This window comes from Halobacteriovorax sp. RT-2-6 (assembly GCF_047085025.1).
Lineage (GTDB): Bacteria > Bdellovibrionota > Bacteriovoracia > Bacteriovoracales > Bacteriovoracaceae > Halobacteriovorax_A.
The window spans coordinates 822,511-838,765 of the sequence record NZ_JBKIYH010000002.1; the positions used below are offsets into that span (position 1 = coordinate 822,511).

The window sequence follows — 16,255 nt, forward strand, 5'->3', positions numbered from 1 at the left end:
TTACATGGAGTGGTAAAATGTCATCTAATTTTCAGAAAAAATCATCGCAGATATTCCTGACTCTTTTCATCGGAATTATCGTTATTTCATTCATGGTTTCAGGCCCATTTTTCAATACGGGAACACCTGATTCAATTGGTAGTGTTGCTGGTCACGATATTAAGGTTCGCGACTTTAACATGGAAGTACAAAGACAATCTGATTTTTACTCAAAGTTTATTGGTGGAGGCCAACCTCTTACTTCTCAACAAATGAGTCAATATAAAGTTTATGACAACGCGATCAGAAATTTAGTTTTCCAAAAACTAAGAGTTGTTCTTTCTGAAGATCTTGGGATTCTTGTTTCAAAAGATGAAGTAATTAATGAAATTAAAAACACTTCATACTTCCAAACAAATAAGCAGTTCGATATCAATAAATATAAAACTCTTCTTTCATATAACAAGTTCACTCCAGAAAATTATGAAGAAGAACAAAAAGAAAGAATTGCACTGACGAAACTACAAAACATTGTTCAACATGTTCCTGTTTCAAAAGCTCTTACTAAAGAATTAAATGAACTTTACAATGACAAGAGAAATGCAAAGATTATTACAATCAAAAGTGCAAACGTAAGAAAGCTTGTAACAATCTCATCTTCAGATATTACAGCTTTTCTAAAAGAAGAAGCTAATAAGGCTAAAGTAGAATCTTTATTTAAAGACAAGCTGCCTCTACTTAGTCAACCTGAGCAAGTTAGAACAAGACATATTTTAATTTCTACTGAAAATGGAAATGAAGCAGAAGCACTTAAAGAAGCAAACAAGATCAGAAAAGAAGTTAACACTAAGAACTTTGTAACTCTTGCTAAGAAATATACTCAAGAGCCACAAGGTAAAACGAACGGTGGAGACCTTAACTGGGTTAAGCGTGGACAAATGGTTCCAGAATTTGAAAAAGCAACATTTGCTCTTAAGAAAGGTGAAATCTCTCAGCCAGTTAAGACTTCATATGGTTACCACATCATTTACGCTCAAGATCGTAAAGAAGCGGTAGTTGCAAAAATTGAAGATCACCAAAGAGATATTGCAAAAGAAATTCTTCAAAAAGAAAAAGATGTTGCTCCTCTAATGGCAACAGCAATTAAAGAAGTACAAAAAGCAGCTTCAAACTCAAAAGCACTTAAGTCACTTGAAGAGAAGTACGGACTTGGTATTAAAGAAATCAATATCAATAAACTTGAAGGTGCTGGACCAACAGGTGAACTTGATGAGAAACAAGTTGCTGAAGTTTTCACAAAAGACTCGGGTCTATTTACTTTTGAAGACGCTACACAAACAACAATTGTTGCTACGACTCCTGCAAAATCAACAGATTCAAAGGGTTATGATGTGAACGCACTTACTAATATTAGTGCTCAACAAACTCTAAAAACTCTGCTAGATAAGTTAGGAAAAGAATATACTTTTAAGCAAAATAAATACGCACAATTACCACAGTAATTTTAAATAATTTGGAGAAGTGAGATGGCCGACAAAAGCGCAAAATTTGATCAAAATGTAGATGGAAAGTTCTATGTTGATGACCAATGCATCGCCTGTGATGCTTGCGTGATGGAGGCTCCTCGCTTCTTTGAAATGAATGACGACGAAGGCCATGCCTTCGTTAAGCTTCAGCCTTCAAATGATGCTGAACTTGAAGAGTGTATGTCTGCTCTTGAGGCATGCCCAGTAGAAGCTATTGGAGAGGACGGCTAAGTCCTCAATTTCTTTGCAACTCACCTCTCTTTTTTAATCTCCTAAACTACTAAAATCACATTAAATTAAATCAAATTGAATTAAAGTTATCTGCCCAAATAACCGAGTAGTATAATATGGTTATGAGGTTAAAAACCCTATTCATTCTAACGAGCTTAAGCTTTAGTGCCGTTGCAAAAAATAGCAATGACAATCAAGAAGCACGTTATCTTCAAGTTCTAACAAGTCAGAACCCGATGTTTGAAAGTGCCATGAGTGTTCCTGGTGTCAAGGATATGTATTCCGAATGCTATCGACAGGAATCAGAGAAAACATCATTTAATGGTGTTGAAGTTGGAAATTGTCTATGGGGAAAAATTCAGGCCGATGAAGGAACACTTAAGCAAATCAACAAACTAGTTGAGAAGCAGAGTGGAAAAGATGGATCCGGGCGCTATCGTACAACAATGGATACGGCCAAAGGAACATCAAAAGGACTTGAAACCTTAAAACAATTTCTTATCGAAAAGCTTGAAAAGGCCCTTTACGGAGAATTTGATAGTAAAACTGGCCAATACGATAAAATCGCAAGTCAAAAAACATTCTTTGAATTATATAAAACGCAACTTGGTAAAAATATTATCTCAGCAGCAACGAGCTACTGTATTGAATCAAAGAACTATGGTTACCCTCTCATTTCTGAAGATGAATCGGTAAGAGAAAAAGTTAAAAATGAAAACCTCGTTGGCCTAAATGAAACTATCATAAGAACAGATCCAAATACCGGTGAACAAAAACAAGTTCTAAAATCTGCAAGTAACTGGGAAGCATGTATTGGTAATATCAACGCTGTTTGCTACGCAGGGGCTGCCGGTGGAGAATTCAAAGTTTTCAACTCCGACCCGAATAACACACAAGGCGAGAAAAAGATCGTTCGTGCAGATATCATAAATACTTGTGCAAAACATGTTTCAGGTAAAGATAGTGACGAAAAAGTTGATAAGTGTGATTCTCTTGTTCGCTACTCATACCCAAGAGCCTGTAACGTCATTCAGTATATTGAGTTAGCAAGACAAAGTATTACAACAACAGATGGTATCGCAAAGAAGTTTGAAAAACTTCAAGGCACAGATAGCTTATCAAATGTAAAAATGTATGATTCACGAGAAAAGTCAGACGAGAGTATTGATGCTCTTACAACGATTTCTTCTGGTGAAGCAATGGACGCTGTTGCAAAAGGACAAAAAGAAGAGATTGCAGCAATGGAAGAATGTTATAAAGATGGCAAGATCGTTGATGCAGAGGCATGTAAAAACTTTCTTTCATCAAATAGAGAGGAACAGTACTCTCTTCTTGGAGAGCTAAAGGTACAAGAAGAAGTTACACTACAAAGACTAAAAGATATCGAAGATAATCCAGAGGAAGTTGCAAAACTTCTTATTGAAGAAGGTTACACTGAGGATGAAGCTAAGAATCTTGCAACTGTTCAAGGTGTAAAGGATCAAATTGCAAAACGTTATGAGGCCAAGAAAGACGCCATTCTTCAATCTCTAAGTGATGAAATCAAAAAACATACAACAAAGGGTGATGAATTTAGCGAAATTGAAGATCTTGAAACCATAGCGGCACTAGCAGAAAAAACGCAGAAAAAAGCCGAGAATTTCTCTAAGCTCGTACACTTTAATAATATCGTTTCTTCATACCTGGAAATTCGTAGTGGAGACGAAAACGAAGATACTCAACGAAACACGCGTGCTCTAGCAATGGAGATGAAAAACTCTATCCTTTCGGAAGAGAATCGTGAAAAGTACAAAGAGATGGGAGTTGATCTAGGATCGATTGGTTACTCTGCAGATGATCTTAATGAAAAATTTGCAACTACAGGAATGGACTATTCTGAATCTTCAAATGATGATGCCACACTAGATGTTGGTGATATTAACACTTATCTTTTAAGTTTATTTAAGGGTGAGTAGGTTTCTAAGTAATTCTGATTTTTTAAGTAAATTTTTTTGCTAACTTTCACTTCGTGAAAGTGTCGCTTTTATTTTGCGACATCTTTCCCATTGCTCCTGAGACACATCCTGCGGCAAAAGTGCCCCAAAGGGCAGTTTTGAAGCAGAGATGAATGTGACTCAAGAAACAAAGAGCGTAGCTCGCGTGTTTCGGTCATATGAGAAAGATTATTCGCTAACTTTAGCTTCGCTAAAGTGTCGCTTTTATTTTGCGACATCTTTCCCATTGCTCCTGAGACAACAAAGCCGGGCTTGAACCCGGCTTGTTGAATTAGTTTTCTAGCTAAAGATTGGGGAGCTGGCATAGCGTCCAATAGTTTGCCTTTGGGCAAACAATGACGCTATTCCTCATCCATAATAGCTTTAACAGATGACTTAGTTTCAAAAGCGATATCCTGATCGTCTTCTGCATCAATATCATCAACTTCGTCAAAGCTCTCATCCGCTTCAATATCCATCTCACGAAGAACATCTACGAATGCCTTATCATCATTAAGATCTTTTAGAACTTCATCAATAACTTTTATCGGGTACTTACCAATAATCTCTTTTACATATTTCTGAAGCATTCCTTCTTCAAGAATTGAGATCTTATTCTTAATTTCTTTCCAATATCCAATATAGTGAAGACGACAGAAACCAGCTGTAGTCGCAGGATTATCACATCCTTTTGCTAAACACTCATCTGTATCACCTAGGAAGTAGTCTAAAGTTTCAGCAAGTCTGAATACTTCTTCAACTTTTTCTTCTTCAGTTGCCGGAAGTGGAGTCTTTTTAATTACTTCTTCTTCCTCGTCCTCTTCTTCTAAAATCTCGTCTTCACCAGCAACCTCAAGCTCTTCTTCTTCGATTTCATCTTCATCAAAAAGCTCTGGTTGTACCTCAACGATTTCTTCTTCAACTTCTACAACTTCTTCAACAACCTCTTCCTTCTTTGCTTTCGCTTTTGTTGGCTTTGTTGTTGCTTTCTTTGCAGTTGTTTTTTTCTCAGCTGCAGCCTTCTTAGTTGTCTTCTTAGCTGCTACCTTAGTTGTTTTCTTTGCAACTTTTTTAGCTGCAGCTTTAGTAGTCTTTTTCTCAACTTTCTTTGCTGCTACTTTTGTAGTTTTCTTTGCAACTTTTTTAGCGACTTTCTTTTCAGCTTTTTTGGCCACTTTTTTTGTTACTTTTTTAGCCGCTTTCTTTGTTACTTTCTTGGCAACTTTTTTGGCCGTCTTTTTTGTAACTTTCTTAGCTGCTGCTTTAGTTGTTTTCTTCGCAACTTTTTTTGCAGCTTTCTTAGCTGTTTTCTTAGCTGTCTTAGGTGCTGCTTTTTTAGTTGTTTTCTTAGTCGTTTTTTTCGCAACTTTTTTCGCAGCTTTCTTAGCTGTTTTCTTCTTAGTAGTTTTTTTGGCCATGCCTACTTTCTCCAAGATTTTCTTTAACATAACAAGTTAAAACCGTATCACTTCTCTTTCAATTGAACAACTATCTACTTTAAGCTCTTAAGCTCATTAGCAGCGATAACCACTCTTTGAATCTCTGAAGTCCCTTCATAAATTTCTGTAATTTTAGCGTCACGGAAGAATCTCTCAACCGGATACTCTTTTGTATAACCATTACCACCACAAACTTGAATCGCTTGAGTTGTAATCCACATTGCCGATTCAGCTGCAAATAGCTTTGCCTGAGCAGATTGTAGTGAATACTCTTCACCATTATCTTTTCTACGAGAAGCCTCCCAAATTAGAAGACGAGACGCAGCAAGTTTTGTACTCATATCAGCAAGTTTAAATTGAATCGCTTGAAGAGCGTGAAGTGGCTTACCAAACTGAACTCTTTCATTTGAGTAGTGCTTTGCATAACGGAATGCAGCTTCACCAATCCCAAGGGCCTGAGCAGCAATACCGATACGTCCACCATCAAGTGTATTCATCGCAATTTTGAAACCTTTTTCATACTCGCCTAGTAAATTTTCTTTTGGAACTCTAACTTTATCAAATGCGATTTGAGCTGTTGAAGATCCTTTGATCCCAAGCTTATCTTCACATTTCATAACTTCGAAACCTTCTGAGTCACATTCAACGATGAATGCAGAGATTCCTTTATAGTTATCAGTCTTAGAAGTTTTTGCAAAAACAACAGCGATATTCGCTTCTTTACCATTTGTAATGAAGTTCTTAGTTCCACTAATCTCGTAGTAGTCACCTTTATCTTCTGCATAAGTTGTTAATGAACCAGCATCAGTTCCTGCATTTGGTTCAGATAGACAGAAACAACCAATATGCTCACCTGTAGCAAGCTTTGGAAGATACTTTTTCTTTTGTTCTTCATTACCAAAGTTTAAGATTGGATAAACACATAAAGATGTGTGAGCTGAGATTAGTACCCCTGTTGAAGCACAAGCACGTGAAATCTCTTCCACGATAATTGAGTATGAAACGTAATCCATACCTGCTCCACCGTACTCTTCTGGAACATATGAACCTAGGAATCCGTTTTCACCAAGCTTAGCAACAAGCTCAGTTGGAATTTTTTCATTCTTATCAATAGAAGCCGCAAGTGGCGCAACTTCACTGTCTGCAAATTTAGAAACTAGGTCTCTAAGTTCTTGGTAGTCACTTAACATCATTTATTATTCCCCTTTAAATACAGGTTTTCTTTTTTCAACAAAAGCAGCTGTCCCTTCTTTCATATCGTAAGAAGAGAAGATATCACCAAAGTGGCGAGCTTCAATATCTAGACCTTCTTCAACAGTAAGGTCGTTTCCTTCATTCATAAGCATTTTTGAAATAGCTACAGCATTTGGTGAGTTCTTTGCAATAGACTCAAGTGTCTTCATTGCTTCATCAAGCATTTCTTGTTGAGTTTCAAATGAACGAACAACAAGGCCAATTTCTTTTGCTTCATTAATATCTACATTGCGTCCAGTATAGATGATTTCTTTGGCGCGATTGCGACCAATAAGCTTAGACAATCTTTGTGTTCCACCAAAGCCTGGAACTAGACCTAGCTTAACTTCTGGCTGACCAAATACTGCAGTATTAGTTGCATAGATAAAGTCACATGCCATTGCCATTTCGCAACCACCACCAAGTGCAAAACCATTTACACATGCGATAACTGGAATATTAAGACTTTCAAAAAGTAGCGTTACATCTTGTCCAAGAGTTGAGAAGTCATGTCCTTCATCAACACTCATATCACTCATCTCTGCGATATCGGCACCAGCAATAAATGCTTTCTCTCCAGCACCTGTAAAAATCATCCCTTTAAGGTCATGATTTTCGCTTAGTGAAGATAGGAAATCTTTTAGTTCATGAAGAACTTGTGAGTTAAGAGCATTGTACTTCTTCTCACGGTTTACTTTTAAAACTCCGATATCACCCATTTTTTCAAATGAGATTGTTTCAAAATTAGTACTCATAAACACCCTTACCTACTTTACGTCCGAAGCGCCCAGCAGTTACATATTTTTTCAGAAGTGGACATGGACGATACTTTGTATCACCTAGACCATCGTGAAGAACTTCCATGATTGCAAGACAAGTATCAAGACCGATGAAGTCAGCAAGTTCTAATGGACCCATTGGCTGGTTACATCCAAGCTTCATTGCATCGTCAATACCTTTAGCTTCAGCAACACCTTCATAAAGTGTATAGAAAGCTTCGTTAATCATTGGCATAAGAATTCTATTTACAGCAAAGCCTGCTACGTCGTCTGCGCGTACAACAGTCTTCCCCATTTTCTGAGCAGCTTCTTCCACAGCGTTGATTGTTTCAGAACTTGTTTCAAGCCCTGTGATTGTTTCAACAAGCTTCATTACAGGAACTGGATTCATAAAGTGCATTCCTGCTACTTTCGCTGGGCGAGAAGTTGCAGCAGCAATTTCAGTAATTGAAATTGAAGAAGTATTCGAAGCAAGAATCGCTTCAGGTTTTGCAATTTCATCTAATTGTTTAAAGATTTTAAATTTGATTTCTTTGTTTTCAGTTGCAGCTTCAATGAATAGATCACAATCCTTAAGGTCGGCCATATCAGAAGTTGTCGTAAGATTTGCAAGAGTCGCCTCAACGTAAGACTGCTCCCACTTCCCTTTTGAAACACCTTTGTCTAATTGCTTTTTGATAAAGTTGTGACCGAACTCAAGACCCTCGGCACTGATATCGTACATAAAAACTTTATAGTCATTCATAGCAGCAACTTGAGCAATTCCACGCCCCATTTGCCCTGCTCCAATAACGGCAATTTGTTTAATCATTGTGTCTCCTTTGTATTGGCATTGAAAGTACCTAATTTAAAAGGGATCGTCCATTAAATTACTGGTTAATAGGGCCTTATTTGGTCCTATGGCCCAACCAACAAAAACAACAAAATATAGTGACTTATCGTGTAATTTTAACTTTTCACTTGCAAAAAGGCCCTTGGCAGATTATAAAAAGGGGCTTATTAATTAGATGTTGAACAAGTTAAACGTAGGAGTCGATTGTGGCAAACCACAAATCTGCAAAGAAAAGATCTAGACAATCAATTGTTAGAAACGAAAGAAATACTGCAAGAAAAACTGCTGTTAAGTCAGCTGTAAAGAACGTAAGAAATGCTATTGAAGCAGGTAACAAAGAAGAGGCATCATCTCTACTAGTTAAAGCGCAAAAGCTTCTTTCACGTCTTTCTAAGCACGGAGTTATCAAAGGTAACGCTGCTGGTAGAAAAACATCTAGACTTGCTGGTCAAATCAACAAACTTTAATCTTTTTCGAAAGTTTGAATATATAAGAAGCGGAGATATTTCTCCGCTTTTTGTGTTTGTACTTATTTGAAGTTAATCCTATAGACTTAAGTATTCTCTTCGTAGACTGTCTCTCAACCAAAAGTCCTTTGACTTTGCCATGATTTCAAAATCAATCATTTTCTGTTGAAATTTAACTAATTCTTGGAAATCCCATTTACGAGAAGCAAGCTGAATTCCCCTATCGTATTTACTAGGTGTTTTTTTCGCAGCCAAATATGAAGGATCAATAACCTTATTTACATGCCCCTGGAATGAGCGGAAAAAATCGAGATATATTCCAAAATCGTCTTCAATAAGAAGAAGGTTCAAATAAAACCTTTTAAGATTTGATTGATTGAATAAATCTGCCTGATCAAAAAAATCCAATTTCTTAATCTTAATAAGAGTCTTGGCCTTATCGAGAGATATCATCCCACTCTCGTCAACATGGTGAGAAAGAATATGGCAGCAGTTGAAATAATCACTAGCATTTTCAGGCACAGACTTTTCAATAAAGTTTTTAATCTGAGCAGAGATCTGAAAACCAAAATATTTTGCAAAAACATCAAGATATTGGCCAAAATGCCATGGCTTAGGAGCACTTAAAGAAAGTGCCGTTAAGTCATCTTTAGGAAATCCCTTAGGTAGCCTTCCCTTCGTTATAAAGATAATTGATTCATTAATTAAATGACGATTATTATTAAATGTATCAAATGCATTTGATTTAATATCTTGAGCATCAATTACAATGAATGGCCCTGATGGACCAAACAAACCACCACCAGCAAGAAGTTCTTGTTCAATAAAGTCGAGACTAAATTCATGAGGCCAAAGCTTCTTAGCTTTCTTGGCCAAGCTATCGCAAATAATTTTTGAAGTAAACTCATCTGGAACACTCAGATGATAAACACCATCAAATGCTTCTAGAACTGAAACGATCTTATCAATACCATTTAGTTCGAAGCTTTGCTTTTTAGAAGGCATATAGAAGTACCTCTCTAAAGTCTTCTCCGAACTCTTTTGCATCATCTACTAGAGACTTCTTGAATGTACCTCTATTCTTTACACTTCTTAGAGGTGCAGATGTATCAATGCCACCAACAGTATTTTCAATAATAAAAGAACTGTTAATCGTAAATTTCTTAGAGAAAATACTACGAGGAAATTGAGAATGATCTAACTTGTAAAATGATTCGTAGAATTTAATTTCTTCAAAGTTTGGTTTTTTAAAAACACTTACTTCAATATCAAAATCATATGCACCTTCAGTCGAAAGATAGAATGCATTTCTATTTCCACCAAGTTGATTTTTCTGATCATCACTCATCAGAGTATCACCTTGCTCCCTAACTTCCTTACCAGCAATTTTCTTACTTGTAATTTCGGCCAATAGTATTGCATCACTTCGATAATTCTTTCCAGAACGAACTCTTAAGTTACTAAATGAAGATAATGTCTCAACTATTTGATCTGTATAAATTTGAGATAGGCCAGTAATCCCTGTGTGATTCTTAACAACAAAAACTGTTACACTGTGCACGCCCTGGGCCTCAAAAGGATTACTTGAATCACTAAAACGATACCCCGCACAAGAACTTAATAAAACGATGCTTATAAGTATAAGAAACTTCATATTACTAATATGCCTAGGATTAATGGAATCGTCTATTACTTTGACTGTGAGAGCCTATTTAATATATGATGCATGCTGTGAAAAACCTGAAAGATATTCTTAAAGATATTGATACTGACGGCCAGCTGGCGCGCTATAAGAACTATGCTCCCAAGCAAAAAGGCCTTGGAAGTGTCGACCTTTTTGACTTCCTCGATCTTTCAAATTCATGGGATAGAATTGTTGGGCCAAGACTTTCACAATTTACAATTCCATTGAAACTTAAGCATAAGTCACTGACTATTTTAACGTCTCACCCAGTTTATGCTCAACAGCTTAAGTATATGGAAACAGAAATTATCAAGTCTATTGGTAATGTACTGCCACAAACAAAAGGTCATATTTCAAAGGTCTTTTTCCAAGTAGATAATCAATACTTCACAAAAAAGAAATCTTCTGTTGTTCAAAAAGAGAAGGTAAAACAAGAAGTTGAAAATAGACTTCACCCTCAGTCTCCTGAATACAAAGCAATTATGCAAGCAGCAGAAAATGAATTTAGAGATATTAGTGATAATGACTTGAAAGAATCTCTAAAGTCCTTATTCTTTCAATTAAGAACGAAAAAGTAAAAATATTGAAAAGGCATTTGTCTGATCTAACCTTTCAATTGAATAATTTTTTGAAATATTACTGATGACATTTTTTGTATCTTTATCTTCACGGCAAACAAAGAAGAAATATCCTTTTGGCGCTAATAACTCTGCGCCTTTTTTTAATAATGCTTCAAATTGGCCATCTTTATATTCGCGACATTTCCTAGTTCTTTCATTCAAAGCAGATCGTCCGCTGGCCTGATTAAAGTAAGGAGGATTCATAACAATGAGATCGTAAGAATTAGTAGCTAAGTTCGAGTCATCTAGTATATTACAAATTTGAGTTTTAAATTTAATACTTGGTAAGTACTTACGAAGTTGATCAATATTATTTTCAATATGTTCGAGGTATTCTTCTTGAAGCTCGTAGAGATCAAGAGAAGTCGTGTTTAATGATACTTTATTTGATAGCTTTTGAATTATTTCAAGGGATATAACTCCACAACCACAACATAAGTCAGCAATTGTTTCTGGATTAATCGTTTTTGCCAAAAGGTATTTTACAACCGAGTCAGCAAGCTCAATTGAATCACGAGAAAAACGATAAAATTCAGGTTGAGAATAATCAGTAATTAATTCCATGCTTATCTAATGTTTCGAGAATTTTTTTAATATCCTCACCTTCTCGTATTATTTTTGCACTCAAGCCAGATATAAAGACAATTGTTGAAGACTTCCCACTTGGAGTTAAAAACTCGGAACTGATAAAGTTCGTTTCAGGGCAATGCTTTTGCCAAAATAAGTTAGCTTCTTCAGTATCACTAATAGGATCTTCACCTGTTAAGTTTAGACTTGTAGAAGTAATGAAACCTGGGAAGTCCCTAATACATTCATCAATAATCTCATTTTGAATTACGCGAAAACAGATAAAGCTTGTTTCATCAAATGGACCTGTAGGGAAATTAAGTGACAAGCTAGCTTTTGGTAACCCTACTGTTATCTGAAACTTAAAGAGGTCATCAAATAACTCATCCAAACTCTCCGAGCCTCTAGAGATTGAAATAAGCTGTTGGACATCATTTGTTAAGATACTCAGAGGTTTGTTTACAGAAGTCCCCTTAATCTTTGCGATCAGTTCATATGTTTCTATTTCAAATGGATTTCCACCAATACCCCAAACTGTATCAGTTGGATAAATAAATATATTCTTCATAGGTCGACCATTATGTTCTTAATAATATTTTCGTCTCTTTGCCCTAGATATAGTAAATGAAATGCAATCCAGCTACTATTTTTTTCGTTTAATTTCTCTGCCAGATAAGTTCTTTCAATACTAAAAATAGGTCTTTCAAAAAACTTATCTTTCTTAACTAATTCTCGCTTAAAGACAGGATTTCTAAGTCCAACAATCAATGACATCATTTTTTCAAAATTATATGACTGATAAGATGAAGCTACCTTCTCAATTAACTCATCCCTCTTTTTTCCTATATTTGGAATATTATATTCAAACAAAATATTTCCATAGTCATCAAAACCTTGAATCGCAGGAGTATTAAAATAGCGCTCGACAAGTCTTTGCTTCAACTTAAAGTCTTCTAATTCCTGAACCCAAAATGGAGCGAGCTTGATTCCAAATTTATAACTAGAGAGATCAAACTCAAGAGTCGAGCCAAATGTTTGGTTTAGAAGCTGTGATAGTTTTAATCGACTATCTCCAGAAGAGATATGAGTGAATTTTTTAAAAAGCATTAGTTTATAAACTTCATCAATACTTGAGTTATTAATAATATCAAAAATACGTATGAGTGCTCCCTCATACCTTGCTCTTGCTTCACGCGGAATATTTTCATTAATCCAAACTGGATATAATTCGATATTTCTTTTTAAAAGGTCAATGATTACACCAGTTAACCATTCTGCTTTATTTAAAGAAGAAGCGATGACAATTTCTAACATCAATTGATGAAAGTTTTCTCTTTCTAACTTTTTCAAAAACTTCTGATGTCCAATATTTTTGCTATCAAACTTCATCTTTAAAGCTTCTTCGATTTCCTCGAGTGCTTTTAATGAACGACTCTCTTTTTTATTTTGAACAATAAGATCTGAATAAAATAGCTCCTGACATTTTGCCTGAAACTCAATCCACTGGTTTGAGGACTGGCCAGAAGTTGTAAATGCATAGATTAAATTAAATTCAAATTGTGAAATATTTGAACAATTTGGAGGTGCTGATTTTACAAACTCAGGCTTGTACTCAACTCCACTTAACGATAAATTATAAGAAATATTAACAAAGTTTAAAAATATCTTTTTTTTTTATCTGCTTGAAACTCTTGCGCTAATACTGTTGTAGTAGGCATTTTAAAATGAAGCTCAGAAAAGAGATCCTTTCCCACTAACTTTGAATAAAACTTAGAAATAAAAAATAAAAGAATTATGAGAACTCCAATGGCCACATAGACAAAGCTATAGTCACTCTTTCTCTTTTTCTTTTTTGATTTCGTCGATTTTTTCTTCGTCTTCTTTCTTTTTGGACGAGGCATTTCAACGGCCTTCATAGGCTTTATTTCTTCTTCCTCATCTAAATTTGGCGCCGATGCTGGAAGCCCTGCTAGCTTTTCTTCCTCAAGAGCAAGTCTCGCATCTTCAGCAATCTCGTCTAAATTAGAATCTGCTTCAGCGACAATTTTCTCTTTCTCAGCTTCTGCTTCAGCAACAAGAAGATCAATTTGGCTCTCACTGCTTGATGTGTCCGTTTGCTCTTCAGAGACGAGAGAAAGCGTTGACTGTGTACTTCCCAGATCTGGAAAGTCTAGGTCATCATCACTTGGTAATACAATTTCTTCCTCTTCTACATTCATGGCCTCAGCAACTTCGGCCATACTAACACCAGCATCCATATCCTTTAGCGGACTTGCGTTTGTAACAACTGGAGCATCATGTTGTGGAAGAGTATTATTGCTATAATCAATTGGTTCAGGAAAATCGAGATCACCATCTTCTGGTAAAACGATTTCTTCACCATCTTCTGTTGTATTTATTGAGATTGATCCAGAAGCCGTCGTTTCAGCTTCAGTAGAACTTGGTGTAGCAGGAAGTTCTTCAGAGTCTTTAATTTTTTCGACTATACCAGTAGTCTTTACAAGCTTAGATACGCTAGAGGCAACCTTTGTTTTTGCCTCTGATACAGGATTGAAACTTTGCTCTTCTTCGCCAAATAAATAACGATTTAATAAATCGTCTTCTTTAATCCAAAACCAATATCCATTACCACTACAGATTTCATCTTCCTCTGTAAGTGTTCCATCTTGAACAAATTCGATAACTTTTTGTTTCGAAAGTGGGCCAAGAATCTTATTTGATTTTGTGCGAATTAGCCAATTTCTATTGTCCATCATCATCTATTTACTACATCCTATAGAAAAATTCCTATGAATCCTTTTAAGTCTTCATCATTAAATTTTAGACCAAGACTATAAACTGCATGTGGGTCATTAATTAAATCTTCACCTTCGATTTTACCATAAAGTACGTTCCAAAGTTGTAAATCTAGCCCAACGCGAATATTTGGCCCTACATCTTCTCTATAATCAAAAACTTCTAATGAAGATACCAGACCAATATCGTCAAAATTATAATCCACAGCGAATCCACCATATGATTCAATTAGACCACCACGAAATGTCCAGTTATCAATGCGACGGCCAAGCTGTAGGTTAAGAAGAATATCGTTATATTTTCTTTTCTTCTCATCAACAACAGTTGTGGTTCCACCAACAGTCGTCTCTGTAATCTTTCTTCTTTCTGGTCCAAACTCAGTTGTTGTCACACCAAGTAAGTAGAAACGTCCAGGAGAAGGAAAGATTCTAAGTTCAGCTGTCGTATCAGTTTGTCCTGTTCCCGTATTGGCCCCTGTATAAACAGAAAATTGAGTACGAATACTATCAACACGCCCAATAACTTTTTGAACACTAGCTAAAGTCGTTTTAACCTCATCAGCAATCTCTTCTTCTACAAGTAGCTTACCAACTGTCCCCTTACCATCTTTAATATCTCTTACAAGGCCTTGTAGGTCGGCCATCATACGATCTGTTTTCTTTAAAATTTCTTTTACATCAGCAACTGTACTCTCAGGCTCATTTGCATCTGTTTGAAAGGCAATTTGATCAGAAAATGCTTCAAGATTATTCACAATATTTTGAATCTTCTCGTTATTGCGACCAACAATATCATTCAATTTTGCAGTCATTTCACGAGTATTTTCTAGAGTAAGCTGAACGTCGCGAATGATCTTTTTCATTGCAGGCTCGCCACCTTCTGGAACAAATGATTCTTTGATACTTCCGACAAGTGTTTTCACATCTTGCATAACATCTGTTGCATCTTTTAAAAGCGTCTCTATCCCCGCTTTCTCTTCTGCAATAATTTCTGAACCATCAGGAAGAATAACCTCAGAGTTTCCGATATAAATTTCAAGATACTTATCGCCAAGGAAACCAACAGAGCGAATCTTCAGTTTTGATCCTTTTGTGATTCCTACTCTTGCTAGAACTTCGAAAGTAATTTCTGCTTTATTTCCAATTAGACGAATTTCTTTAATTCGGCCGGCATTGATACCTGCAACCTTAATTGGTGTTTTTGGAAAAATACCAGACGCATCACTTACTGTTGTATAGTACTCATTATATGCTCCAAAACCAGATTGGTTTGAAGTCACAATAAGTGACATAACAACAACTGCTATCATGGCAGTTAGGGCCATTAGCCCAACTTTAAATTCATTCATTTTAACCCTCTTCCCTAGGCTTAGTACTTACAGATTTATAAACTCTTGCACCAAAGGGTGCTTTGAATTTCTAAACTCTTTCGCTGGTAAGTACTCAACAATATTACCACGATTAAGGAAGGCAACGTAGTCGGAAATTTCCAGCGTCGCTTTAACATCGTGAGAAATAATAATTGACGTTAATCCTATATCTTTATGTTTATGGCTCGTATCGACAATTAAGTCGTTGACCATTTTAGTCGTAATTGGGTCAAGACCAGTAGTTGGCTCATCATAGAGCATAACCTGTGGACTTAAGGCCAGCGCTCTTGCAAGACCAACCCTCTTTCTCATCCCCCCAGAAAGTTCACTTGGTAATTTATCAAATGAAATTTCTTGGAGACCTACTGACTTTAGTAGACCAAACACCTTCTCTTCTATTTCTTTTGGAGTCATTTTAGTGAACTCTTCTAATGGAAAAGAAACGTTTTCAAAAGTTGTTTTAGAGTCAAATAAGGCAGCATATTGAAAAAGCATTCCGTAGTTTTGACGAAACTTTCTAAGTTCATCTTCTTCTAAAAGAGAAAGATCTTTGCCTAACACTTCAATTTTTCCAGAAGTTGGATGATGAAGCCCTAGAATATGTTTTAAAAGAGTCGACTTCCCCGCTCCTGAGAACCCCAGGATTGTTGTAATACTTCCTCTTTGAATATCAAAACTAAGATCATTTAAGACAGTATGTTTTCCAAAAGTCTTAGTTAAATTAAATATTTTTACTGACGAATCTTCAAAGTGTAACATT

At 36.0% G+C, this 16,255-nt stretch carries 17 protein-coding genes; 5 read left to right on the plus strand and 12 right to left on the minus strand.

Annotation, left to right across the window (positions count from 1 at the left end; all coding sequences use genetic code 11):
* Positions 1-17: 17 nt before the first annotated feature.
* The 3 genes from ACMAYS_RS12450 to ACMAYS_RS12460 all read left to right on the plus strand — a co-directional run bounded on the left by ACMAYS_RS12450 (position 18) and on the right by ACMAYS_RS12460 (position 3,691).
* Complete coding sequence (locus ACMAYS_RS12450; protein WP_103217852.1) at positions 18-1,481, plus strand: SurA N-terminal domain-containing protein; 1,464 nt, start codon at positions 18-20, stop codon at positions 1,479-1,481.
* Between the two features lie 24 nt (positions 1,482-1,505).
* Positions 1,506-1,736 carry a ferredoxin gene (locus ACMAYS_RS12455; protein ID WP_021268351.1) on the plus strand — a complete coding sequence of 77 codons (231 nt, stop codon included), beginning with the start codon at positions 1,506-1,508 and terminating at the stop codon, positions 1,734-1,736.
* A 116-nt stretch (positions 1,737-1,852) separates the two neighbouring features.
* Entirely contained in the window at positions 1,853-3,691 is a 1,839-nt protein-coding gene (locus ACMAYS_RS12460; RefSeq protein WP_103217851.1) for a hypothetical protein, read from the plus strand.
* Between the two features lie 380 nt (positions 3,692-4,071).
* On the opposite strand, the gene ACMAYS_RS12465 is transcribed toward ACMAYS_RS12460, so the two are convergent.
* From ACMAYS_RS12465 to ACMAYS_RS12480, 4 genes are all read right to left on the minus strand, one after another.
* Positions 4,072-5,127 (minus strand): hypothetical protein, encoded by a 1,056-nt coding sequence (locus ACMAYS_RS12465; protein ID WP_412463407.1) that lies wholly within the window; start codon positions 5,125-5,127, stop codon positions 4,072-4,074.
* A gap of 74 nt (positions 5,128-5,201) precedes the next feature.
* Positions 5,202-6,341 (minus strand): acyl-CoA dehydrogenase, encoded by a 1,140-nt coding sequence (locus ACMAYS_RS12470; RefSeq protein WP_103217849.1) that lies wholly within the window; start codon positions 6,339-6,341, stop codon positions 5,202-5,204.
* Positions 6,342-6,344: 3 nt separating this feature from the next.
* Positions 6,345-7,136: an enoyl-CoA hydratase/isomerase family protein gene (locus tag ACMAYS_RS12475; RefSeq protein WP_233189710.1), complete on the minus strand. Its 792-nt coding sequence runs from the start codon at positions 7,134-7,136 to the stop codon at positions 6,345-6,347.
* A complete protein-coding gene (locus ACMAYS_RS12480) occupies positions 7,126-7,971 on the minus strand; it encodes a 3-hydroxybutyryl-CoA dehydrogenase (protein WP_103217847.1) in 846 nt (281 codons plus the stop codon). Before ACMAYS_RS12480 ends, ACMAYS_RS12475 begins: the two co-directional genes overlap by 11 nt.
* Positions 7,972-8,198: 227 nt before the next feature.
* Here ACMAYS_RS12480 and rpsT point away from each other — a divergent pair, with 227 nt between their 5' ends.
* The gene (gene rpsT, locus ACMAYS_RS12485; protein ID WP_103217846.1) at positions 8,199-8,459 is read left to right on the plus strand and encodes a 30S ribosomal protein S20; all 261 of its coding nucleotides are present in this window, start codon (positions 8,199-8,201) and stop codon (positions 8,457-8,459) included.
* 78 nt (positions 8,460-8,537) lie between these two features.
* Here the strand turns inward: rpsT and ACMAYS_RS12490 are convergent, their stop codons facing one another.
* Both ACMAYS_RS12490 and ACMAYS_RS12495 read right to left on the minus strand, forming a co-directional pair.
* Positions 8,538-9,506: a hypothetical protein gene (locus ACMAYS_RS12490; protein ID WP_146037839.1), complete on the minus strand. Its 969-nt coding sequence runs from the start codon at positions 9,504-9,506 to the stop codon at positions 8,538-8,540.
* A complete protein-coding gene (locus ACMAYS_RS12495; protein WP_103217844.1) occupies positions 9,454-10,113 on the minus strand; it encodes a hypothetical protein in 660 nt (219 codons plus the stop codon). The genes ACMAYS_RS12490 and ACMAYS_RS12495 overlap by 53 nt, the downstream gene beginning before the upstream one ends.
* Positions 10,114-10,190: 77 nt before the next feature.
* Between ACMAYS_RS12495 and ACMAYS_RS12500 the strand changes: the two genes are divergently transcribed.
* Positions 10,191-10,721, plus strand: coding sequence for a DUF721 domain-containing protein (locus tag ACMAYS_RS12500; RefSeq protein WP_158246857.1), 531 nt, complete (start codon positions 10,191-10,193; stop codon positions 10,719-10,721).
* Here ACMAYS_RS12500 and ACMAYS_RS12505 read toward each other — a convergent pair.
* The 6 genes from ACMAYS_RS12505 to ACMAYS_RS12530 form a co-directional block, all read right to left on the minus strand.
* Positions 10,704-11,327, minus strand: coding sequence for a methyltransferase (locus tag ACMAYS_RS12505; protein WP_392993350.1), 624 nt, complete (start codon positions 11,325-11,327; stop codon positions 10,704-10,706). The two genes, ACMAYS_RS12500 and ACMAYS_RS12505, sit on opposite strands and share 18 nt — an antisense overlap.
* Entirely contained in the window at positions 11,311-11,898 is a 588-nt protein-coding gene (locus tag ACMAYS_RS12510; RefSeq protein WP_412463408.1) for an L-threonylcarbamoyladenylate synthase, read from the minus strand. The genes ACMAYS_RS12505 and ACMAYS_RS12510 overlap by 17 nt, the downstream gene beginning before the upstream one ends.
* Positions 11,895-12,719 carry a hypothetical protein gene (locus ACMAYS_RS12515; RefSeq protein ID WP_103217840.1) on the minus strand — a complete coding sequence of 275 codons (825 nt, stop codon included), beginning with the start codon at positions 12,717-12,719 and terminating at the stop codon, positions 11,895-11,897. The genes ACMAYS_RS12510 and ACMAYS_RS12515 overlap by 4 nt, the downstream gene beginning before the upstream one ends.
* A 266-nt stretch (positions 12,720-12,985) precedes the next feature.
* A complete protein-coding gene (locus ACMAYS_RS12520) occupies positions 12,986-14,089 on the minus strand; it encodes a hypothetical protein (protein WP_103217839.1) in 1,104 nt (367 codons plus the stop codon).
* 14 nt (positions 14,090-14,103) lie between these two features.
* On the minus strand, positions 14,104-15,474 hold the full coding sequence (locus ACMAYS_RS12525; protein ID WP_103217838.1) for an MlaD family protein: 1,371 nt from the start codon (positions 15,472-15,474) through the stop codon (positions 14,104-14,106).
* A gap of 27 nt (positions 15,475-15,501) precedes the next feature.
* Positions 15,502-16,254 carry an ABC transporter ATP-binding protein gene (locus tag ACMAYS_RS12530; RefSeq protein WP_103217837.1) on the minus strand — a complete coding sequence of 251 codons (753 nt, stop codon included), beginning with the start codon at positions 16,252-16,254 and terminating at the stop codon, positions 15,502-15,504.
* Between the last annotated feature and the right edge of the window lies 1 nt (position 16,255).

Bases quoted from the DNA above. Each gene is read 5' to 3' on its own strand.
- ACMAYS_RS12450 (WP_103217852.1), top strand. From the start codon at position 18: ATGTCATCTAATTTTCAGAAAAAATCATCGCAGATATTCCTGACTCTT.
- ACMAYS_RS12455 (WP_021268351.1), top strand. From the start codon at position 1,506: ATGGCCGACAAAAGCGCAAAATTTGATCAAAATGTAGATGGAAAGTTC.
- ACMAYS_RS12460 (WP_103217851.1), top strand. From the start codon at position 1,853: ATGGTTATGAGGTTAAAAACCCTATTCATTCTAACGAGCTTAAGCTTT.
- ACMAYS_RS12465 (WP_412463407.1), bottom strand. From the start codon at position 5,127: ATGGCCAAAAAAACTACTAAGAAGAAAACAGCTAAGAAAGCTGCGAAA.
- ACMAYS_RS12470 (WP_103217849.1), bottom strand. From the start codon at position 6,341: ATGATGTTAAGTGACTACCAAGAACTTAGAGACCTAGTTTCTAAATTT.
- ACMAYS_RS12475 (WP_233189710.1), bottom strand. From the start codon at position 7,136: ATGAGTACTAATTTTGAAACAATCTCATTTGAAAAAATGGGTGATATC.
- ACMAYS_RS12480 (WP_103217847.1), bottom strand. From the start codon at position 7,971: ATGATTAAACAAATTGCCGTTATTGGAGCAGGGCAAATGGGGCGTGGA.
- ACMAYS_RS12490 (WP_146037839.1), bottom strand. From the start codon at position 9,506: ATGCAAAAGAGTTCGGAGAAGACTTTAGAGAGGTACTTCTATATGCCT.
- ACMAYS_RS12495 (WP_103217844.1), bottom strand. From the start codon at position 10,113: ATGAAGTTTCTTATACTTATAAGCATCGTTTTATTAAGTTCTTGTGCG.
- ACMAYS_RS12505 (WP_392993350.1), bottom strand. From the start codon at position 11,327: ATGGAATTAATTACTGATTATTCTCAACCTGAATTTTATCGTTTTTCT.
- ACMAYS_RS12510 (WP_412463408.1), bottom strand. From the start codon at position 11,898: ATGAAGAATATATTTATTTATCCAACTGATACAGTTTGGGGTATTGGT.
- ACMAYS_RS12515 (WP_103217840.1), bottom strand. From the start codon at position 12,719: ATGAAGTTTGATAGCAAAAATATTGGACATCAGAAGTTTTTGAAAAAG.
- ACMAYS_RS12520 (WP_103217839.1), bottom strand. From the start codon at position 14,089: ATGATGATGGACAATAGAAATTGGCTAATTCGCACAAAATCAAATAAG.
- ACMAYS_RS12525 (WP_103217838.1), bottom strand. From the start codon at position 15,474: ATGAATGAATTTAAAGTTGGGCTAATGGCCCTAACTGCCATGATAGCA.
- ACMAYS_RS12530 (WP_103217837.1), bottom strand. From the start codon at position 16,254: ATGTTACACTTTGAAGATTCGTCAGTAAAAATATTTAATTTAACTAAG.